This window comes from Streptomyces sp. CS113 (assembly GCF_002188365.1).
GTDB lineage: Bacteria > Actinomycetota > Actinomycetes > Streptomycetales > Streptomycetaceae > Streptomyces > Streptomyces tendae.
Window position 1 is genome coordinate 6,796,629 of sequence record NZ_KZ195574.1, and the last position, 20,788, is coordinate 6,817,416.

Consider the following 20,788-nt stretch of genomic DNA (forward strand, 5'->3'; position numbering starts at 1 on the left):
GGGGTCACAGCAGCGCCAGCTGCCCCTCCGGCCCCTCCTCCCGGCCGTCCAGGACGGAAGCGGGCCGGCGGGCCGACGCCGGCACCGGCAGGACGCCCGCCTCGCGCAGCTCGCCCGCGGTGATCCGGGCCGTGATGGTCAACTCCCGGCACGCACACCGGACTTCGTGCAGCAGGGCGAGGACCGTGATCAGTTCCAGCAGTTCGGACGTCCACGTCTGCGGCCAGCCGACCGGACGGATCGCCGTCAGCGTGCCCGGCTCGCCCTCGGCCGTGCGGGCCGCGAACCACTGCTCCAGCACCCGCACGCCGCCCACCTCGAAGTCCCAGGCACCGGGCGGCACGGGGGAGACCCGGCCCTCGTCCAGGAAGAGAGCCTCCTCGTCCCGGTCGTAGCGCAGGGTCAGCGGGCGCGGCGGCAGCGGGGCGCGGACGTACGGGCGGCGGCCTCCGGGCAGCTTGGGGCGCTCCCCGTCGCGGCGCATCAGCCACAGGGCGCGCCGCCCCAGTTCGACCCCGCGCTCCCACAGGGCCCGGTCCGCGGTGAGCGGGACCAGCGCACCGGGCCGCACGGCCGCCACCGCCCAGGCGAGCACGTCCAGTGGCCCGGGACGCAGACCGAGGCGGGCGGCCAGGTGGTCCAGCAGGCCCGGGGCGAGGTTGGGCTCCGCGCCGCCGGGGCGGCGGTGCAGCGGGCGGACGCGCGCCGGGCCGAACAGCGGCAGCAGCGAGGTCGCTAGGAGCAGCGGCGGGCCGGCGGCGTCCGGCGTCTCCACCACGAACACCTGCCGCGCGTCCGCCACCCGCCACAGCTCCGGACGGGCCGCGTCGATCAGCCGGTGGTCGGGGATCAGCCACTGCTCGTCGAACGGCGCGCGCAGCACCCGGACCGGCTCGGGGCAGGGCCCCACGGCCCGCGCCAGCCGCTCGGTGCCCCCGGTGCCGCCCGGCAGCCGCCCGACCGCCGAGTACGGCGTGCGCGAGCGGGTCGGCTCGAACAGGGTCGCCCGGTCGGGTCCCTCGGCCTTCAGCAGGGCGTCCCAGCGGGCCTTGAGGGACGCCGCGTCGGGAGCCGTCGGCCACCCCCGGCCGAGCCGCGGCGGTGCGACGGACCACGGCATGAGGTCCGCCAGCGGCGGGGCGTCGTCGTGCGTCACGCCGGGCATCGTACGACGGGGCGCCGCGGCCTCACGTGGCATCCAGGGTGACCGTGAAGGAGAACCGGTCGCCCCGGTAGTGGATGACGGCCACGTCGAGCACCCGGCCCGCGCCGTCGTAGGTGATGCCCGTGTAGTGCAGGATCGGGCTGAGCAGCGGGACTTCGAGCAGCCGTGCCGTCTCCGGGTCCGCGAGCCGGGCCTCGACGGTGTCGGTGATCCGGCTGATGTCCATGCCCACCACGTCCCGCAGCACCTTCGTCATCGGCCACCGGGCGAGGTCGTCCGGGTCGATGCGTGCGGCCAGCTCCGGACGGACGTAGTTGCGGGCGTGGTTGGTCGGCTCGCCGGTCTTCTCGTCGCAGCGCAGCCGGTGGTACGTCGCCACCTCCGGCAGTTCCGGGAAGTACTCGGCGAGTTCGGCGGGCACGGGGGCGGTGCCGTGGTCCAGCAGTTCGGCCTTCATGCCGGACTGCTGGGCCACGATCGCGTCCACCGAGCCGAGCAGCCGCACCGGGGCGCCCCGGCGGGCGTGCGGTTCGATGAAGGTGCCCCGCCGGCGGTGGCGGGTGATCAGCCCCTCGTCCTCCAGCTCCTTTAGCGCCTGCCGCATGGTCAGCACGCTCACCCCGTAGTGCCCCGCCAACTGCTCCTCGGTGGGCAGGCGCAGCGGGTCCCGGGGCGAGCGGCCGAGTATCGAGGCGCGCAGCGACTGCGACACCTGGTACCAGAGCGGCAGCTTGCGGTTCAGGACGATGGAGTCCGGGGCGAAGGAGGTCACGGGCCATCCGTACCGGTAGGGGAAACCTCAGTGCAAGGGGCGGAAGTGCCGCTCCAGGCCCTGCCAGACGTCGTCGTAGCGGGGCTGGAGGTGCTCGGCGCGGGCCGCCTGCGGGGTGAGGGTCACCGGCCACCGCGTCTCGAACATGAACGCCAGTCCGTCGTCGATCCGCTGCGGCCTCAGCTCGGCGGCGCTCGCCCGGTCGAAGGTCTCCCGGTCCGGCCCGTGCGCGGACATCATGTTGTGCAGCGAGCCGCCGCCCGGCACGAAGCCCTCCGCCTTGGCGTCGTAGGCCCCCTCGATCAGGCCCATGTACTCGCTCATCACGTTCCGGTGGAAGTACGGCGGCCGGAAGGTGTCCTCGCCCACCAGCCAGCGCGGCGCGAACACCACGAAGTCGACACCGGCGAGCCCCGGGGTGTCCGACGGGGAGGTGAGCACCGTGAAGATCGACGGGTCCGGGTGGTCGTACGAGATGGTGCCGATGACGTTGAAGCGGCGCAGGTCGTAGACGTACGGGACGTGGTTGCCGTGCCAGGCGACGACGTCCAGCGGGGAGTGGTCGTACCGGGCGGTCCAGAGGTTGCCGCAGAACTTGTTGACCACCTCCACCGGGCCCGCCGCGCTGTCGTCGTCCTCGTACGCGGCGACCGGTGCCCGGAAGTCCCGGGCGTTGGCCAGGCCGTTGGCACCGATCGGCCCCAGGTCGGGGAGCCGGAAGGGCGCGCCGTAGTTCTCGCAGACATAGCCGCGGGCGTCCGCGTCCAGCAGCTCCACGCGGAAACGCACCCCGCGCGGGATCAGCGCGACGTGGCCCGGCTCGGCGTGCAGCAGCCCGAACTCGGTGCGCAGCAGCAGTCCGCCGCGTTCCGGGACGATCAGCAGCTCGCCGTCCGCGTCGCTGAAGACGCGCTCCATGGACGCCGTCGCGTGGTAGAGGTGCACGGCCATGCCGGTGCGCTGGGTCGCGTCGCCGTTGCCGCCGAGCGTCCACAGGCCGTCGACGAAGTCCGTGGCCGGCCCGGGCACCGGCAGCGGGTTCCACCGCAGCCGGTTCGGGTCCGGCACGGCCTGGTTGAAGGGCGCCGTGCGGATCGCGCCGTTGCCCGTGCGGGTGAACGCGGGGTGCGCGGCCGACGGGCGGATCCGGTACAGCCACGAGCGCCGGTTGTGTGCCCTCGGCTCCGTGAACGCCGTGCCGCTCAGCTGCTCCGCGTACAGGCCCAGCGGCGCCCGCTGCGGAGAGTTCCGGCCCTCGGGCAGTGCGCCCGCCACGGCCTCCGAGCTGTGCTCGTTGCCGAAACCGGACAGATAGGCCAGCCCCTCCGCGGTCTTCCGCGCGTCCCCGCTCATCGCTCGCTCCCTCGCAGCCCGACACCCGATTCCGGTGCCATTCCTATGGCACACCGTAGGATTGCGGTTTCCCGGGCGCAAGAGGGCGTGGGGGACTTGGCGCAGGAGGGGCCCCTGAGCAGGCTTCCCCGCACCGCGTCCGCCCGGTCGTCCGTCCCGAGGATGACCGGAACCAGACCCCCGGGGGATCCGGAGTGTCGGACCCGTGTTCTAGTCTCGCGTCATGTCGTGGACGCGGGGAGTGCTCGCCGTGCTCGCGGTCTGTGTCCTGCTGTTGACGGGATCGGCGGGCTGCGGCTCGGGTGACGTGGGTGAACCGGAGGCCGGAAATTCGGCCACACCGGTGGGCAGGCTGCTCGACGTCACCGACGAGGAGGGCCGGCGCTACCGCGAGGTGGACGCCGAGCACGCCCCCGAGGTCGGGATCGAGGTGCAGCCCGAGACCGACGACAGCTGGGACGTCCGCCTGACCGTCCGCGACTTCCGCTTCTCGCCGAACGGCACGGAGGCGAAGGCGGTGGCCGGCCGCGGCGTCGCCCACCTCTTCCTCGACGGCGACCTCCTCACCCGCCTGCGCGGCCCCCGGTACCGCCTCCCCGCCGACCTGGTCCCGCGCGGCACGCACCAGGTCACGGTCCGTCTGTACGCCGACGACGACACCGTCTGGGCCGTCGACGGCGAGCCCGTGGAGAGCACGGCGGACATCACGGCGTCGGACGCCGAGCCGACCGGGGCGACGCAGCCGGAGGAGGTCGAGGGCCGGACGGTCACCGAACCGGCGGCGGACCGGTGAGCGCCGCGCCCGCCGCGCCCGCCCCGCGCCCCCAAGGGCCGGGTCCGCACGGTGCGGCCGGCTCTTCCGGAGGGCACGGTTCACCCGGCCGGTCCCGGAGGGCATCATGAGCAGCGTGTCCCACGCGACCCCGCTCCGCCGTGCCCCCGTACAGCGGCGCAGCGCCGAACGGCTGACCCGGATCCTCGACGCCTGCGCCGACCTCCTCGACGAGGTGGGCTACGACGCCCTGAGCACCCGGGCCGTGGCACTGCGCGCGGACGTCCCCATCGGGTCCGTGTACCGCTTCTTCGGCAACAAGCGGCAGATGGCCGACGCCCTGGCCCAGCGCAACCTCGAGCGCTACGCGGAGCGGGTGACCGAACGGCTGACGGAGACGGACTCGGGGCCGGACGGCGGTGGCTGGCGCGGCGCGCTGGACGCCGTGCTCGACGAGTACCTGGCGATGAAGCGGACCGCTCCCGGCTTCTCCCTGATCGACTTCGGCAACCAGATCCCGGTCGGCGACCGCAACGCCGTCCCCAATCACCGCGTCGCCGAGCGACTCACCGAACTGCTCTCCGGCTATCTGGGCCGCCGCCCCGACGACGACCTGCGCCGCGTCTTCCTCGTCGCCGTGGAGACCGCCGACACCCTCGTCCAACTCGCCTTCCGGGTGGCACCGGACGGGGACGAGAAGATCATCGAGGAGGCCCGGGAGCTGCTGCGGGCGTATCTGGGGCGGGTGCTGGACTGACGGGCCGGCCTCACGGCTCCACAGGTGTTCACGCGGCAGTCGGTGCAAGGCCTCCCCAACATGCCTACCGGTCGGTATGCTCGCTCGGCAGAGAGCGTCACCGCCGCCCCGAGCGAACCGCCGCCTTCCGGGAGGACCCGTGCCCCGCACCGCCCTGCGTATCTGCCCCCTGTGCGAGGCCACCTGCGGCCTGGCCCTCACCATCGACGGCACGACGGTCACCGCGGCCCGCGGCGACCGGGACGACGTCTTCAGCCGCGGTTTCATCTGCCCCAAGGGCGCCTCCTTCGGGGCCGTCGACTCCGACCCCGACCGGCTGCGCACGCCCCTGGTGCGCAGGGACGGCGCACTGCGCGAGGCCACCTGGGAGGAGGCCTTCGACGCGGTCGCCGCCGGTGTCCGGCCCGTCGTCGAGCGGTACGGACCGCACGCCGTCGGTGTCGTCCTCGGCAACCCCAACGTCCACACCATGGCCGGCGCCCTCTACCCGAACGTCCTGCTCGGCGCCCTGGGCAGCCGCAGCCTCTTCACCGCCTCCACCGTCGACCAGATGCCCAAGCACGTCTCCAGCGGGCTGCTCTTCGGCGACGCGAACGCCATCCCGGTGCCCGACCTCGACCGCACCGACCACCTGCTCCTGATCGGTGCCAACCCGCTGGAGTCCAACGGCAGTCTGTGCACCGCCCCCGACTTCCCCGGCCGGCTCAAGGCGCTCAGGGCGCGCGGCGGCACCCTCACCGTCGTCGACCCGCGCCGCACCCGCACCGCGAAGCTCGCCGACCGGCACGTCGCGATCCGCCCCGGCACCGACGCGCTGCTGCTGGCCGCGATGGTCCACGTCCTGTACGAGGAGGACCTGGCCGACCTCGGCGCCCTCGCCCCGCACGTCGAGGGGATCGGCGAAGTCCGCGACGCCGTACGGGACTTCACCCCCGAGTCCGTCGCCGCCGCCTGCGACGTGGCACCGGAGGTGACCCGCGCCCTCGCCCGCGAGCTCGCCGCCGCCCGCACCGCCGCCGTCTACGGCCGCATCGGCAGCTGCACCGTCCCGCACGGCACCCTCGCCAGCTGGCTCGTGGACGTCCTCAACATCCTCACCGGCAACCTCGACCGGCCCGGCGGCGCGCTCTTCCCGCAGGCCGCCACCGACCGCACCCCGCGCCCCGCCGGACCCGGCCGCGGGTTCGCGCTCGGCCGCTGGCACTCCCGGGTGAGCGGACACCCCGAGGCGAAGGGCGAACTGCCCCTGTCCGCCCTCGCCGAGGAGATCGACACCGCCACCGACGCGGGCGAGCCCGTCCGCGCGCTGCTCACCGTCGCCGCCAACCCCGTGCTGTCCGCGCCCGACGGCGACCGGCTCGACAAGGCGCTGGACTCCCTCGACTTCATGGTGAGCGTCGACCCCTACCTCAACGAGACCTCCCGCCACGCCCACGTCGTCCTGCCGCCGCCCCCGCCGGCCCAGAGCCCGCACCACGACTTCGCCTTCAACACCCTCGCCGTGCGCAACCAGGTCCGCTACACCCGTCCCGCCGTCCCGCTGGAGCCCGGCAGGATGGCCGAGACGGAGATCCTCGCCCGGCTCACCCTGGCCGTCACCGGGGCGCACGGCACCGACCCCGCCGCCGTCGACGAGACGGTGATCGAGCAGACCCTCGCCAAGGCCGTACGGGAGCCGCACTCACCCGTGCACGGCCGCGAGCCCGACGCGCTCACCGCCCTCCTCACCGGCGAGAACGGCCCCGAACGGCGCCTCGATCTGATGCTGCGCCTCGGCCCCTACGGCGACGGGTTCGGCGCCCGGCCGGACGGGCTGACCCTGGAGCGGCTCCTCGCCCACCCGCACGGCATCGACCTCGGCCCGCTGCGCCCGCGCCTGCCGCAGCCCCTGAAGACCCGCAGCGGCAAGGTGGAGCTGCTGCCGGGGCCGATCGCCGCCGACCTGCCGCGCCTCGTGCGGGCCCGCGCCGAACGCCCCGCCGGGCTCGTCCTCGTCGGCCGCCGCCACCTGCGCTCCAACAACAGCTGGCTGCACAACGTCCCCGCCCTCACCGGCGGCTCCAACCGCTGCACCCTCCAACTGCACCCCGAGGACGCCGAACGGCTGGGCGTGGGCGGCGGACAGCCCGTGCGGGTCAAGGGAGCCGGGGGAGAGGTCACCGCGCCCGCCGAGGTCACCGACGCGGTCCGGCCCGGCGTGGTGAGCCTCCCGCACGGCTGGGGCCACGACCGGCCCGGCACCCGTCAGACGCACGCCGCCGCCGACCCCGGCGTCAACGTCAACCAGCTGCTGGACGGCAGCATGCTCGACCCGCTGTCGGGCAACGCGGTCCTCAACGGCGTACCCGTCACGCTCACACCGCTGACCGGCGCAAAGCCGTGACCTGGAGTTTTGCGCTTATTGCTCGCATGTCAACGTCTTGTTAACGCTCCGACGCGCCACCTAACGTCGCTCGCACCGCCTGCCCCGGTGGGATGTTCAAGGGCGAACGTTAGGTACTCACTCATGCTGACCATCCTCGGCTTCGCCATGATCGCGACCTTCCTGGTCCTGATCATGATGAAGAAGATGTCGCCGATCGCGGCGCTCGTGCTGATTCCCGCGCTGTTCTGCGTGTTCGTCGGCAAGGGCGCCCACCTCGGTGACTACGTCATCGACGGCGTGTCCAGTCTCGCCCCCACCGCGGCGATGCTCATGTTCGCGATCGTCTACTTCGGTGTGATGATCGACGTCGGGCTCTTCGACCCGATCGTCCGGGCCATCCTGAGGTTCTGCAAGGCCGACCCGATGCGCGTCGTCGTCGGCACGGCGCTGCTCGCCGCGATCGTCTCGCTGGACGGGGACGGCTCCACCACCTTCATGATCACGGTCTCGGCGATGTATCCGCTGTACAAGCGGCTCAAGATGAGCCTGGTCGTGATGACCGGCGTCGCCGCGATGGCCAACGGCGTGATGAACACGCTGCCCTGGGGCGGCCCCACCGCCCGCGCCGCCACCGCGCTGAAGGTCGACGCCACCGACATCTTCGTCCCGATGATCCCGGCCCTGGCCGTCGGTCTCGTCGCGGTCGTCGTCCTGGCGTACGTGCTGGGTCTGCGCGAGCGCAGGCGGGTGGGCACGCTGACGCTGGACGAGGCGCTGGTGCGGGAGCCGGAGACGAAGACCGAGACGGTGCTGGTCGGTGCGGGTGCGGGTGCGGGTGCCGGCTCCGGTGGGTCCGGTGCCCGTTCCGGTGCGGCTCGCGGTGCTGCGGGCGGCCCGGGCGAGGCGGCCGACGGGGAGGCCGGGTCCGGCGGCGCGTCCGGCGGCGCGTCGAGCGGCGCGTCCGGTGACGACTTCCAGGGCCTCGACCCGAACCGGCCCACCCTGCGGCCCAGGCTGTACTGGTTCAACGCGCTGCTCACGGTCGCGCTGCTCACCGCCATGATCATGGAGTTGCTGCCGATCCCGGTGCTCTTCCTGCTCGGCGCCGCGCTCGCCCTCACCGTCAACTTCCCGCACATCCCCGACCAGAAGGCCCGTATCGCGGCCCACGCCGACAACGTCCTCAACGTCTCCGGCATGGTCTTCGCCGCCGCCGTCTTCACCGGCGTCCTCACCGGCACCGGCATGGTGGACCACATGGCCAACTGGCTGGTGGACACCATCCCCGACGGCATGGGCCCGCAGATGGGCCTGGTCACCGGCCTGCTGAGCCTGCCGCTGACGTACTTCATGTCGAACGACGGCTTCTACTTCGGCGTCCTGCCGGTGCTCGCCGAGGCCGGGCAGGCGCACGGCGTGTCGACGCTGGAGATCGCCCGCGCCTCGATCGTCGGCCAGCCGCTGCACATGTCGAGCCCGCTCGTCCCGGCCGTGTACGTCCTGGTCGGCATGGCCAAGGTCGAGTTCGGCGACCACACGCGGTTCGTGGTGAAGTGGGCCGTCCTGACGAGCCTGGTGATCCTCGCGGCGGGCATCCTGTTCGGCATCATCTGATCGTCGGAGATCGTCGGAGATCGTCAGAGGGCGTCGGATTGTCGGGTCGTCGGAAGGAAGCGTGATCATGGTGCCCGGTGGGAACCGCGGCTGGCTGCTCCGCCTCGTCATCGCCTTCGGCTTCGCGCAGGCGGCGGTGTCGATGGCCCGGCCCGCCGTCTCCTACCGGGCGCTCGCGCTGGGCGCGGACGAACGGGCCGTCGGTGTCATCGCCGGTGTGTACGCGCTGCTGCCGCTGTTCGCCGCCGTACCGCTGGGCCGCCGCACCGACCACGGCCGCTGCGCGCCGCTGCTGCCGGTCGGGGTGGTGCTCATCGCCGGAGGCTGCGCGCTGAGCGGTGCCGCCGGGTCCCTGTGGACCATGGCCCTGTGGAGCGGTGTCATGGGCCTCGGGCACCTCTGCTTCGTCATCGGCGCCCAGTCACTGGTCGCCCGTCAGTCCGCGCCGCACGAACAGGACCGCAACTTCGGCCACTTCACCATCGGCGCCTCGCTCGGCCAGCTGATCGGCCCCATCGCCGCGGGCGCGCTGATCGGCGGCCCCGACATGGCCGGCAGCAGCGCGCTGGCCCTGGTGGTGGCGGGCGCGGGCGCGGCGGCCGCCTTCACCTCCCTGTGGCGCATAGAGCACCCCGCAGCCGCCGGTTCCCGTACGGGAGGGGGCGCGCGCGTCCCCGTGGGAAGCATCCTGCGCGCCCGGGGCGTGCCGGCCGGCATCCTGATCAGCCTGTCCGTGCTCTCCGCGACCGACATCCTCACCGCCTACCTGCCGGTGGTCGGCGAGCACCGCGGGATCTCCCCGGCCGTGATCGGCGTACTGCTCAGCCTGCGGGCCGCCGCCACGATCGCCTGCCGGCTCGTGCTGACGCCGCTGCTGCGGCTGCTCGGCCGCACGGTGCTGCTCACGACGACGTGCCTGCTGGCCGCCCTGCTGTGCGCCGGGGTCGCGCTGCCGGTGCCGGTGTGGGCGCTCGCGCTGATGCTGGTCGTCCTCGGCTTCTGCCTGGGCGTCGGCCAGCCGCTGTCCATGACCACGGTCGTGCAGGCGGCCCCCGACGAGGCGCGCTCCACGGCCCTCGCCCTGCGGCTGACCGGCAACCGCCTCGGCCAGGTCGCCGCCCCCGCCGCCGCGGGCCTGATCGCGGGCGTGGCGGGCGTGGCCGCGCCGTTCGTGATGCTGGGCGGGCTGCTCCTGCTCTCCTCCGGCGTCGCCCTGCGGGCCCCGTCGGCGGGCGGCGGGCGGCGTCCGGCGGTGGGGCAGGATGTCCAGGACCGGGCCGGTGACAGCCGGCCCTGTCGGGAAGCGAAGGGCTGAGCATGATCCTGTTCGTTCTGTCGGTGATCCTGGTCCTGGTGGTGGCGGGCTGCGCCTGCGTCGTGTGGGCGGCTCGCGGCGGCCCGCCCTGGACCCGGGTGGTGGCGAAGGCGACGATGGCGGCGGGCGAACTGGTCCGCGCGTCCGGCCGCTCCACCGGCAACCGCAACCGGAGCGGCGACAGCACCACCCTGGGAGGGGACTGAGGCGACCGGGACCCCGACAGGGTGCCCGAGACACTCCACGGGGGGACCGAGGCGCTGGGCGGGGAGACCGAGGCGCCGGACGGGGCGACACCGAGGCGCTGGACGGGGAGACCGAGACGCCGGACGGGGGAGACCGGGACCCCCTCAGGGCGACCGAGACGGCTGAATGTGGGCGTCCGCTTTCTCACCAAGTGGACGTTCGCGCCGAGTTGTGGTCCAGCGTCTTCCCCCGGCCGGGCACGGTCCGTTAACTTCCGTGACTCACACGCCCCGTACGACCCGCACGAGGGCGTCCGACCGCGGAGCACCAGAGCCCAGTGAGCCCCCGGGGGCACCTCCATGACACGCGCCATCTCCCTGCACGACGTGAGCAAGACCTACGCGCGAGGCGTCCGCGTGGTGGACCGGCTGTCGCTGGACATCGCGCCGGGCGAGTTCCTCGTCCTGCTCGGCCCCTCAGGCTGCGGCAAGTCGACCGTGCTGCGCATGATCGCCGGGCTGGAGGAGATCACCGAGGGCGAGCTGATGCTGGACGGCGCCTACGCCAACGACCTGCTCCCCGCCGAGCGGCGCATGGCGATGGTTTTCCAGAACTTCGCCCTGTACCCCAACATGACCACCCGCGGGAACATCGGCTTCCCGCTGCGCGTCGAGGACCCGCAGACCGACCCCCGCCCCCGCGTGGACGCCACCGCCCGCATGCTGGGCATCGAGGACCTCCTCGACCGCCTCCCCGCCCAGCTCTCCGGCGGTGAACGCCAGCGCGTCGCGATGGGCCGGGCCATCGCCCGCCACCCCACCGCCTTCCTGATGGACGAGCCGCTGTCCAACCTCGACGCCAAGCTCCGCAACCACCTGCGCGCCGAGATCACCCGGCTGACCCGGGAACTGGGCGTCACCACCATCTACGTCACCCACGACCAGTCCGAGGCCATGTCGCTGGGCGACCGCGTCGCCGTCCTGCGCGGCGGGGTCCTCCAGCAGGTGGACACCCCGCGCGCCGTCTACGCCCTGCCCCGCAACGTCTTCGTCGCCGCCTTCATCGGCACCCCGCGCATCAACCTGCTGCGCGGCCTCGTGCGCGCGCCGCTCGACGGGGCGATGACCATCAGCCTGGGCAAGCAGTTCCTGCGGCTGCCCGAACCGCTGTCGCTGGACCACCAGTTGCTCCGCGTCCAGCAGGGCCGCGAGGTGATCGTGGGCCTGCGCTCGGAGGCCGTCCGGATCGCGAAGCCGTCCTCCGCCCGCCCGGGCGAGGTGCTGCTCACCGGGCTGGTGGAGCACGTCGAGTTCCAGGGCCACGAGGTCCTGGTGCACTTCAACACCGGTTCACGGCCGGCCGTCGTGCCCGACCTGGAGGCGCCGCGCCCCGCCGGCCGCCCGGTCAGGCGCCGCCGCCGCGACGGCACGGTCCTGGAGCGGCTGAGGGAGCGGGCCGGTGCCCTGCGCGCCGGACCGGTGGTCGTCATGGACGAACCGGAGGAGCCGGAACCGGCGGTCGCCCCGCCCGACGGCCGCCTCCCGGGCGACCTCATCGTCCGGACCACCCCCGACATCGACCTCCGCCACGGCATGCAGGTGCCCCTCCTCGTCGACCTCGCCCACCTGTTCGTCTTCGACCAGCACGGCGACCGCATCTGCCCCGCCCCGGCGCGACTGCCCGAACTGGAGGAGTGACACCGCCCCCGACACCGCCCTCCGGGAGGGTGAGCCGCGCCACCATCGTGGGAGCCCCTGGTGCCGTAAAACTAACGGCGCTAGTTTGGGTCGGACGACGAGGCCCGCCCGGAAGGAACGCGATGAAGGCACACGACGGCATGTACATCGACGGAGCCTGGCGCCCCGCCGACGGCCGGGACACGATCGACGTCGTGAACCCGGCCGACGAGCAGGTGATCGGCAAGGTGCCCGCCGGCACCGCCCTGGACGTCGACAGCGCCGTACGGGCCGCCCGTGCCGCCCTGCCCGGCTGGGCCGCCACCCCGCCCGCCGAACGGGCCGCGCACCTGGCCGCGCTGCGGGACGTGCTGGCGGCCCGCAAGGACGAGATCGCCGAGACGGTCACCGCCGAACTGGGCTCCCCGCTGAAGTTCTCGCAGGCCGTGCACGCCGCCGTCCCCGTCGCGGTCGCCGGTTCCTACGCCGAGCTGGCGGCGACGTACGCCTTCGAGGAGAAGGTCGGCAACTCCGTGGTCCACCACGAGCCGGTCGGCGTGGTCGGCGCCATCACCCCCTGGAACTACCCGCTCCACCAGATCGTCGCCAAGGCCGCCCCGGCGCTCGCGGCCGGCTGCACGATGGTGCTCAAGCCCGCCGAGGACACCCCGCTGGTCGCGCAGCTCTTCGCCGAGGCGGTGCACGAGGCGGGCGTCCCGGCCGGCGTCTTCAACCTGGTCACCGGCCTCGGTCCGGTCGCCGGACAGGCCCTCGCCGAGCACCCGGGTGTCGACCTGGTCTCCTTCACCGGCTCCACCGCCGTCGGCCGCCGCATCGGCGCCACCGCGGGCGCCGCCGTCAAGCGGGTCGCCCTCGAACTCGGCGGCAAGTCCGCCAACGTGATCCTGCCGAGCGCCGACCTCGCCAAGGCCGTCAACGTCGGCGTCGCCAACGTCATGTCCAACTCCGGCCAGACGTGCAGCGCCTGGACCCGCATGCTGGTCCACCGCGACCAGTACGACGAGGCGGTGGCGCTCGCCGCCGAGGCCGCCGCGAAGTACGGCGACCGGATCGGCCCCGTCGTCAACGCCAAGCAGCAGGCGCGGGTGCGCGGCTACATCGAGAAGGGCGTCGCCGAGGGCGCGCGCCTGGTCGCGGGCGGCCCCGAGGCCCCGCGCGAGCAGGGGTACTTCGTCAGCCCGACGGTCTTCGCCGACGTGCGCGAGGACATGACCGTCGCCCAGGAGGAGATCTTCGGCCCGGTCCTGTCCCTCCTGCGCTACGAGGACGAGGACGACGCCCTGCGCATCGCCAACGGCACGGTCTACGGCCTCGCCGGCGCCGTCTGGGCCGGGGACGAGGACGAGGCGGTGGCCTTCGCCCGCCGGATGGACACCGGGCAGGTCGACATCAACGGCGGCCGGTTCAACCCGCTGGCGCCCTTCGGCGGCTACAAGCAGTCCGGCGTGGGCCGCGAACTGGGCGCGCACGGCCTCGCCGAGTACCTCCAGACCAAGTCCCTCCAGTTCTAGCCCGCAGGGGAGTCTCCACCTCATGGCCGTCCGTACCGCAGTCCGTGCCGCCGTCGTACCAGCCGTCGGCGCCCCGCTGGAGGTCACCGGCATCGAGCTGCCCGAGCCCGGCCCCGGCCGGGTCCGGGTGAAGCTCGCCGCCGCCGGGGTCTGCCACTCCGACCTGTCCCTGTCCAACGGCACCATGCGCGTGCCGCTGCCCGCCGTGCTCGGCCACGAGGGCGCCGGCACCGTCGTCGCCGTCGGCGAGGGCGTCACCCACGTCGCGCCCGGCGACGAGGTCGTCCTCAACTGGGCCCCGTCCTGCGGTGCCTGCCACGCCTGCTCGCTCGGCGAGGTCTGGCTGTGCGCGAACGCCCTGGCCGGCGCCGCCGACGTGCACGCCCGCCGCGCCGACGACGGCACCGACCTGCACCCCGGCCTGAACGTCGCGGCGTTCGCCGAGGAGACGGTCGTGGCCGCGTCCTGCGTCCTGCCGGCCCCCGAGGGCATCCCCCTCACCGAGGCGGCGCTGCTCGGCTGCGCCGTCCTCACCGGCTACGGCGCCGTCCACCACTCGGCGAAGGTCCGCGAGGGCGAGACGGTCGCGGTCTTCGGCGTCGGGGGCGTGGGCCTCGCCACCCTCCAGGCGGCCCGGATCGCGGGCGCGTCGAAGATCGTCGCGGTCGACGTGTCCCCCGAGAAGGAGGAACTGGCCCGCGCCGCGGGCGCCACCGACTACCTCCTCGCCTCCGACACCACCGCCCGCGAGATCCGCGCGCTCACCGGCAAGCAGGGCGTCGACGTCGCCGTGGAGTGCGTGGGCCGCGCGGCCACCATCCGCACCGCCTGGGAGTCCACCCGGCGCGGCGGCCGCACCACGGTCGTCGGCATCGGCGGCAAGGACCAGCAGGTCACCTTCAACGCCCTGGAGATCTTCCACTGGGGCCGCACCCTGTCCGGCTGCGTCTACGGCGACGCCGACCCCGCCCGCGACCTCCCGGTCCTCGCCGAGCACGTCCGCGCCGGCCGCCTCGACCTCGGCGCCCTGGTCACGGAACGCATCGCCCTGGACGGCATCCCGGCAGCCTTCGACAACATGCTGGCGGGCAAGGGCGGCCGGGCCCTGGTGATCTTCTGACTCCCCGCTCCCGCCGGGGCCGGCGGTGCCAGGGGGTGTCGTTCGGACCGGGGCACCCCCCGTGCGCGGGAGGGGCCCCCATCGCCCCCGCTCGGGTCGGCCACAAGGCACCGTAGGCCGCGGCCGGCCTGATCCGAACGACGTCCCCTACACCCGCTCCGCGTCCCCGGGGTGAGGCTCCCCGGCGGGCTCGGTCCGTTCCGCGGGCCCGGTCCGTTCCGTGGGCGTGGGCGCGGGCGCGGGCGTGCGGCGCCTGCGCGAGCGGGACACCGCCACGCCCGCCAGGCACAGCGCGCCGCCCGCCAGGGTGAGCAGCCCCGGCACCTCGCCCAGGGCCAGCCACGACATCAGCACGACCAGCGCGGGCACGGCGTACGTGGTCGCGCCCATGCGGCCGGCGGTCGTACGGGCCAGGGCGTACGCCCACGTCGTGAACGCCAGCGCCGTCGGGAAGACCCCCAGGTACACCATGTTGAGCGTGGCGGAGACCGGCGCGCCGCCCGCCTCGTGCACGAGCTGCCCCGCGAACGGCAGACACAGCACCGCCCCGACCAGGCAGCCGAACGTCGTCACCTGAAGGGCGTTCGCGTGCGCCAGCGCGGGCTTCTGCGCGACCACCCCGCCCGCGTACGCCACCGCCGCCAGCAGGCACAGGACCACCCCGAACAGCGAGGAACCGCCCTCGCCGGACATCGACAGGCCCACCGTCACCGCACCGGCGAACGACACCGCCATGCCCGCCAGCAGCCGCGGCGGCAGCGCGTCGCCCAGCAGCCGGGCACCCAGCAGCGCGATGAGGATCGGGCCGACGTTGACCACGAGGGCGGCCGTACCGGCGTCCACCTGCTGTTCGCCCCAGTTCAGGACGACCATGTAGAAGCCGAACCACAGCAGCCCCGATATCGCGATCCCGCGCCACGCGGCACGCGGCGGCACGCCCTCCCGGCGCAGCAGGCAGATCACGCCGAGGACCAGGGCACCCGACAGCAGCCGCCCGAGCGCCAGCGCGCCCGGCGAGTACGCCTCGCCCGCACTGCGGATCGAGACGAACGCCGACGCCCACAGCACGACGGTGACGGTGGCCGCGCCGGCCGCGAGCAGTTCCGGACGGCGGGACGGGACGGTACGCATCATGCTCCCGAGGCTAGAAAGGGAAGGCCGGGACGACCGGCGGATTTCGGACGAGGAGAACGCGGAGGACGAGGAGAACGCGGAGGACGAGGAGAACGCGCAGGACGCGCAGGACGAGAAGAACGGCACGGCTCAGAGCACGGCTCAGCGCAGCGACACCGGATCGATCCGGAGCAGCTCGGACAGCGCGTCCGCACCCGTCGGCGTCACCTTCACCGCCCGCTCCGAGCCGATCCGCACGCACCAGCCCGTGTCCAGGGCGTGCCGGCACAGGGCCGCGCCCGCCACGCCCGCGAGATGGGGACGGCGTTCCGTCCAGTCGAGGCAGGCCCGGGCCAGCGGCCGGCGACCGGTCGGCCGCAGCGGGATCCCGGCGGCGTCGAACCAGCCGAGCCCCGCGTCCGTGAGGGCGAAGCCGGTGTCCTGGCGCAGCAGTCCGAGCCCGGTCAGCGCGTCGGTCACCGCGATGCCGAGCCGCCCGGCGAGATGGTCGTAGCAGGTGCGTCCCCGGGCCATCGCCGACCCGGCGCTCGAGGCCCGCAGCGTGCGCGGACGCCGGGCCGCCGCCTCGGGAGCGACCTGCGCGGCCAGGTCCTCCACGAGCTGCGCGACCCGGTCGTCGGCCAGCCGCACGTACCGGTGCCGCCCCTGCCGCTCCTCGGCGAGCAGCCCGCCCGCGACGAGCTTGCCCAGGTGCTCGCTGAGCGTCGACGCGGCGACCCCGGCGTGCCGGGCCAGCTCGCCGGCGGTCCACGCCCGCCCGTCCAGCAGGGCCAGCAGACAGGCGGCGCGCGTCTCGTCCGCGAGCAGCCCGGCCAGCCGTGCGAGGCCGGGCGCCTCGGCTTCCTTCTCGGTCATGCGTCCCAGGATGCGCCACGCACGGTTCGGCGGGCACCGAAGGGTCCCCGGAGGCCCTCAGACGCCCTGCGCGACCTGCGCGTACTGCTGGGCCAGCCCGTCCAGCAGCGCCGTCAGACCGGTCTCGAAGGCACGTTCGTCGATCTTCTCCTGCTGCTCCGCCAGGAGGTGCGCCTGCTGGAGGTGCGGGTAGTCGGCGGGGTCGTAGGCACCGGCGTCGGTCACGAAGCCGCCGGCGAAGGAACCGAGCGCCGAGCCCATGATGAAGTAACGCATCAGCGCACCGATGGACGTGGCCTGGGCCGGGGGCCAGCCCGCCCGGACCATCGCGCCGTAGACGGCGTCCGCGAGGTGCAGCGCGGCCGGGCGGCGGCCGGGGCCGTGGGCCAGCACCGGGACGATGTTGGGGTGGTCGCGCAGGGCCGTGCGGTAGGAGACGGCCCAGTCGTGCAGCGCGGTCCGCCACTCCCGGCCGTCCTCGAACATCGACAGGTCGACCTGGGCGCTCACCGAGTCGGCGACGGCCTCCAGGATCTCGTCCTTGGTGCGGAAGTGGTTGTAGAGCGAGGGGCCGCTGACCCCCAGTTCCGCGGCCAGCCGGCGCGTGGAGACGGCCGCGAGACCCTCCGCGTCCACCAGCGCGCGCGCCGTCTCGACGATCCGGTCGGTGCTGAGCAGGGGCTTGCGCGGTCGGGCCATGGCGCACATAGTAGGGCTGCGGCTTTAAACTAGCAGTGCTAATTTACAACTCGGACCCGAGTGGTCCGCCGTTCAGGGACCGTCTTCTGTGGGGTGACTCGGCATGAATCTGGAGCTCAGCGAGGAGCAGGGCGCCGTACGGCGGCTCGCGCGGGAGTTCGTGGCGCGCGAGATCGCCCCGCACGTGATCGCCTGGGACCGCGCCGAGGAGGTGGACCGGGGAATCGTGAAGAAGCTCGGCGAGGTCGGCTTCCTCGGGCTCACCATCGACGAGGAGTACGGCGGCTCCGGGGGCGACCACCTCGCGTACTGCCTGGTCACGGAGGAGCTGGGGCGCGGCGACAGCTCCGTGCGCGGGATCGTCTCCGTCTCCCTCGGCCTGGTCGCCAAGACCGTCGCGGCCTGGGGGAGCGAGGAGCAGAAGCGGCGCTGGCTGCCGGGGCTCACCTCCGGCGAGTACGTCGGCTGCTTCGGCCTCACCGAGCCCGGCACGGGGTCGGACGCGGGCAACCTCTCCACGCGCGCGGTGCGCGACGGCGACGACTACGTGCTCAACGGCACGAAGATGTTCATCACCAACGGCACCTGGGCCGATGTCGTCCTGCTCTTCGCCCGCTCCACCGACGCCCCCGGCCACAAGGGCGTCTCCGCCTTCCTCGTGCCCACCGACACGCCCGGTCTGACCCGGCGCACCATCCACGGCAAGCTCGGCCTGCGCGGCCAGGCCACGGCCGAACTGGTCCTGGAGGACGTCCGCGTCCCCGCCACCGCGATGCTCGCACCCGAGGGCAAGGGCTTCTCGGTGGCCATGTCGGCCCTGGCCAAGGGGCGGATGTCGGTCGCGGCCGGCTGCGTGGGCATAGCCCAGGCCGCGCTGGACGCGGCCGTGCGGTACGCGGGGGAGCGGGAGCAGTTCGGCAGGACCATCGCCCACCACCAGCTGGTGCAGGAGCTGATCAGCGACATCGCCCTCGACGTGGACGCGGCCCGGCTGCTGACCTGGCGGGTCGCCGACCTGATCGACCGCGGGCAGCCCTTCACCGTCGAGTCCTCCAAGGCCAAGCTGTTCGCCTCGGAGGCCGCCGTGCGCGCCGCCAACAACGCCCTCCAGGTCTTCGGCGGCTACGGCTACATCGACGAGTACCCGGCCGGCAAGCTGCTGCGCGACGCCCGCGTGATGACCCTCTACGAGGGCACCAGCCAGATCCAGAAGCTGGTCATCGGGCGGGCGCTGACCGGGGTTTCGGCCTTCTGAGTCCTTGGGGTGCGAGCCTCTGAGTACCCGGACTGAGTATGTCGGCGGATGTGGCCCGGACCACATCCGCCGATCCTTGTGCCATGAGTGACACACCGGTCAAGCAGCAGAACACCGCGGCCTTCTACGGGCAGGCCGTCGCCTCGTTCTCGGTGGCCATGGCCGCCACCGCCATCGGCATCTACCAGCTCGAGGCCGACGCCTGGGTGCGGGCCTTCCTGGCGATCGCCGTCCTGTACCTGGTCACCTCGGCCTTCACGCTGGCCAAGATCATCCGGGACCGCCAGGAGGTCGGCCAGATAGTCAGCCGGGTCGACCAGGCGCGGCTCGACAAGATCCTGGTCGAGCACGACCCCTTCCACAAGCCGGGCGGCACCCCGGCCGGACAGCGCCCCTAAGCGCCCGCTCAGGGTCAGCGGTATGGTGGTGCTCCTGTCACCGAGAGGGGCGAACAAGCGATGAGTACGGCGGCCGAGACGACGGGCGGCGACATCGAGCCGTGGGAAGAGGTCACGCCTGACGCGGCCCGGCGGCTCCTGGTCGCGGCCGTGGAGGCGTTCGCCGAGCGCGGGTACCACGCGACCACGACCCGCGACATCGCCGGGCGGGCCGGTATGAGCCCGGCCGCGCTCTACATCCACTACAAGACCAAGGAAGAACTGCTCCACCGCATCAGCCGCATCGGCCACACCCGCGCGGTGGCCATCCTGCGCTCCGCGGCCCAGGGCGAGGGCGGTGCGACCGAGCGGCTCGCCGACGCCGTGAGCTCCTTCGTCCGCTGGCACGCCGGTCGGCGCACGACGGCGCGCGTCGTGCAGTACGAGCTGGACGCGCTCGGACCCGAGGCCCGGGAGGAGATCCTCACGCTCCGCCGGCAGTGCGACGCCGCGGTGCGCGGCATCATCGACGACGGCGTGGCGACGGGCGAGTTCGACGTGCCGGACGTCAAGGGCACCACACTCGCCGTGCTGTCGCTCTGCATCGACGTGGCCCGCTGGTTCAACGTGAACGGCCCCCGCACGCCCGACGAGGTCGGCGCGCTCTACGCCGACCTCGTGCTGCGCATGGTGGGAGCCCGGGACCGTTGAGGCGCGGCCCGGGGGTGTCCGCCGGACAGGCCCCGGTCAGACGTAGTAGCGCGAGACGGACTCGGCGACGCACACCGGCTTGTCGCCACCCTCGCGCTCCACGGTGAACGCGACGCTCACCTGGATGCCGCCCGTGACGTCCTCGACCCCCGTGATCGTCGCCGTGGCGCGCAGGCGCGAGCCGACCGGGACGGGGGAGGGGAAACGGACCTTGTTGGTGCCGTAGTTGACGCCCATCTTCACGCCCTCGACCCTGATCAGCTGCGGCCCGAAGAGGGGGAGCAGCGACAGCGTCAGGTACCCGTGCGCGATGGTGGTGCCGAACGGCCCGGCGGCGGCCTTCTCCGGGTCCACGTGGATCCACTGGTGGTCCCCGGTCGCCTCCGCGAACAGGTCGATCCGCTTCTGGTCGACCTCCAGCCAGTCGGTGTGGCCCAACTGCTCGCCCACCGCCGCCTTCACCTCGTCGGCGGACGCGAAGATCCTCGGCTCTGCCATGTTCCGGCCTCTCTGCTCGCTCGCCCTGTGCGCTCGACTCTAAGCGACTGCTTAGCATGGTCGCCCGCGGGGTCGCTGTCAACGGAGCCGACCCGGCCGCACGGGTGACGGGGTCGGTAGGGTCTGAGGAGTGCCTCAGATTCCCGAGAAGATCCAAGAGCTCACGGTCGGACAGCTCGCCGCGCGCAGCGGCGCCGCCGTCTCCGCCCTGCACTTCTACGAGTCCAAGGGCCTGATCAGCAGTCGCCGGACCTCGGGCAACCAGCGCCGCTACAGCCGTGACGCGCTGCGCCGGGTCGCCTTCGTCCGGGCCGCCCAGCGGGTGGGCATCCCGCTGGCCACGATCCGCGAGGCGCTCGCCGAACTGCCGGAGGGGCGCACGCCCACCGAGGAGGACTGGGCCCGGCTCTCCCGGTCCTGGCGCTCCGAACTGGACGAGCGGATCAAACAGCTCAACCGGCTGCGCGACCACCTCACCGACTGCATCGGCTGCGGCTGCCTGTCCCTGGAGACCTGCGTGCTGTCCAACCCCGACGACGCCTTCGGCGAACGCGCCGCAGGCTCGCGCCTGCTCGTGGAGCGCCGCGGCCCGGCCGCTTCCGCCCCGGGCGGGGGGCGGTTGAGCCGTGCTC

At 73.5% G+C, this 20,788-nt stretch carries 20 protein-coding genes; 13 read left to right on the forward strand and 7 right to left on the reverse strand.

What is annotated here, in order from left to right; genetic code table 11:
• Positions 1 to 4: 4 nt before the first annotated feature.
• Genes B9W62_RS30550 through hmgA form a run of 3 tightly spaced genes read right to left on the reverse strand, consistent with a single transcriptional unit; the run spans position 5 to position 3,290 of the window.
• Entirely contained in the window at positions 5 to 1,165 is a 1,161-nt protein-coding gene (locus B9W62_RS30550) for a type ISP restriction/modification enzyme (RefSeq protein WP_179235751.1), read from the reverse strand.
• Positions 1,166 to 1,187: 22 nt separating this feature from the next.
• Positions 1,188 to 1,937: a GntR family transcriptional regulator gene (locus B9W62_RS30555; protein ID WP_087810175.1), complete on the reverse strand. Its 750-nt coding sequence runs from the start codon at positions 1,935 to 1,937 to the stop codon at positions 1,188 to 1,190.
• 27 nt (positions 1,938 to 1,964) lie between these two features.
• A complete protein-coding gene (gene hmgA / locus B9W62_RS30560; protein ID WP_087810176.1) occupies positions 1,965 to 3,290 on the reverse strand; it encodes a homogentisate 1,2-dioxygenase in 1,326 nt (441 codons plus the stop codon).
• 223 nt (positions 3,291 to 3,513) lie between these two features.
• Here hmgA and B9W62_RS30565 point away from each other — a divergent pair, with 223 nt between their 5' ends.
• From B9W62_RS30565 to B9W62_RS30605, 9 genes are all read left to right on the forward strand, one after another.
• The gene (locus B9W62_RS30565; RefSeq protein ID WP_087810177.1) at positions 3,514 to 4,083 is read left to right on the forward strand and encodes a hypothetical protein; all 570 of its coding nucleotides are present in this window, start codon (positions 3,514 to 3,516) and stop codon (positions 4,081 to 4,083) included.
• 106 nt (positions 4,084 to 4,189) lie between these two features.
• Positions 4,190 to 4,819 carry a TetR/AcrR family transcriptional regulator gene (locus B9W62_RS30570; protein ID WP_087810178.1) on the forward strand — a complete coding sequence of 210 codons (630 nt, stop codon included), beginning with the start codon at positions 4,190 to 4,192 and terminating at the stop codon, positions 4,817 to 4,819.
• Between the two features lie 139 nt (positions 4,820 to 4,958).
• Positions 4,959 to 7,202, forward strand: a complete 2,244-nt coding sequence (locus B9W62_RS30575) for a molybdopterin oxidoreductase family protein (protein ID WP_087810179.1) — start codon at positions 4,959 to 4,961, stop codon at positions 7,200 to 7,202.
• Positions 7,203 to 7,325: 123 nt separating this feature from the next.
• Positions 7,326 to 8,798 carry a CitMHS family transporter gene (locus B9W62_RS30580; RefSeq protein WP_087810180.1) on the forward strand — a complete coding sequence of 491 codons (1,473 nt, stop codon included), beginning with the start codon at positions 7,326 to 7,328 and terminating at the stop codon, positions 8,796 to 8,798.
• A 67-nt stretch (positions 8,799 to 8,865) separates the two neighbouring features.
• Positions 8,866 to 10,113: an MFS transporter gene (locus tag B9W62_RS30585; RefSeq protein ID WP_087810181.1), complete on the forward strand. Its 1,248-nt coding sequence runs from the start codon at positions 8,866 to 8,868 to the stop codon at positions 10,111 to 10,113.
• A gap of 2 nt (positions 10,114 to 10,115) precedes the next feature.
• A complete protein-coding gene (locus B9W62_RS30590) occupies positions 10,116 to 10,319 on the forward strand; it encodes a hypothetical protein (protein WP_087810182.1) in 204 nt (67 codons plus the stop codon).
• Positions 10,320 to 10,658: 339 nt separating this feature from the next.
• Positions 10,659 to 11,996 (forward strand): ABC transporter ATP-binding protein, encoded by a 1,338-nt coding sequence (locus B9W62_RS30595; RefSeq protein WP_087810183.1) that lies wholly within the window; start codon positions 10,659 to 10,661, stop codon positions 11,994 to 11,996.
• Between the two features lie 122 nt (positions 11,997 to 12,118).
• Positions 12,119 to 13,507, forward strand: coding sequence for an aldehyde dehydrogenase family protein (locus B9W62_RS30600; RefSeq protein ID WP_087810184.1), 1,389 nt, complete (start codon positions 12,119 to 12,121; stop codon positions 13,505 to 13,507).
• Between the two features lie 22 nt (positions 13,508 to 13,529).
• The gene (locus B9W62_RS30605; protein ID WP_087810185.1) at positions 13,530 to 14,627 is read left to right on the forward strand and encodes a Zn-dependent alcohol dehydrogenase; all 1,098 of its coding nucleotides are present in this window, start codon (positions 13,530 to 13,532) and stop codon (positions 14,625 to 14,627) included.
• Positions 14,628 to 14,774: 147 nt separating this feature from the next.
• On the opposite strand, the gene B9W62_RS30610 is transcribed toward B9W62_RS30605, so the two are convergent.
• The 3 genes from B9W62_RS30610 to B9W62_RS30620 form a co-directional block, all read right to left on the reverse strand.
• Positions 14,775 to 15,758: a DMT family transporter gene (locus tag B9W62_RS30610; RefSeq protein ID WP_087810186.1), complete on the reverse strand. Its 984-nt coding sequence runs from the start codon at positions 15,756 to 15,758 to the stop codon at positions 14,775 to 14,777.
• A gap of 144 nt (positions 15,759 to 15,902) precedes the next feature.
• Positions 15,903 to 16,616, reverse strand: coding sequence for an ArsR/SmtB family transcription factor (locus tag B9W62_RS30615; protein ID WP_087810187.1), 714 nt, complete (start codon positions 16,614 to 16,616; stop codon positions 15,903 to 15,905).
• A gap of 57 nt (positions 16,617 to 16,673) precedes the next feature.
• Entirely contained in the window at positions 16,674 to 17,315 is a 642-nt protein-coding gene (locus B9W62_RS30620) for a TetR/AcrR family transcriptional regulator (RefSeq protein WP_087791788.1), read from the reverse strand.
• A gap of 103 nt (positions 17,316 to 17,418) precedes the next feature.
• On the opposite strand from B9W62_RS30620, the gene B9W62_RS30625 reads away from it, so the two are divergent.
• From B9W62_RS30625 to B9W62_RS30635, 3 genes are all read left to right on the forward strand, one after another.
• Positions 17,419 to 18,570, forward strand: coding sequence for an acyl-CoA dehydrogenase family protein (locus tag B9W62_RS30625; protein ID WP_087810188.1), 1,152 nt, complete (start codon positions 17,419 to 17,421; stop codon positions 18,568 to 18,570).
• Between the two features lie 83 nt (positions 18,571 to 18,653).
• Positions 18,654 to 18,968 (forward strand): YiaA/YiaB family inner membrane protein, encoded by a 315-nt coding sequence (locus tag B9W62_RS30630; RefSeq protein WP_087810189.1) that lies wholly within the window; start codon positions 18,654 to 18,656, stop codon positions 18,966 to 18,968.
• 60 nt (positions 18,969 to 19,028) lie between these two features.
• Positions 19,029 to 19,658: a TetR/AcrR family transcriptional regulator gene (locus tag B9W62_RS30635; RefSeq protein ID WP_087810190.1), complete on the forward strand. Its 630-nt coding sequence runs from the start codon at positions 19,029 to 19,031 to the stop codon at positions 19,656 to 19,658.
• Positions 19,659 to 19,694: 36 nt separating this feature from the next.
• Here B9W62_RS30635 and B9W62_RS30640 read toward each other — a convergent pair whose 3' ends face one another.
• Positions 19,695 to 20,156: a MaoC family dehydratase gene (locus tag B9W62_RS30640; protein ID WP_087810191.1), complete on the reverse strand. Its 462-nt coding sequence runs from the start codon at positions 20,154 to 20,156 to the stop codon at positions 19,695 to 19,697.
• Between the two features lie 130 nt (positions 20,157 to 20,286).
• Between B9W62_RS30640 and soxR the strand changes: the two genes are divergently transcribed.
• Positions 20,287 to 20,788, forward strand: a 502-nt coding sequence (gene soxR / locus B9W62_RS30645; protein ID WP_087810192.1) for a redox-sensitive transcriptional activator SoxR, incomplete at its 3' end; no start/stop codon positions are given.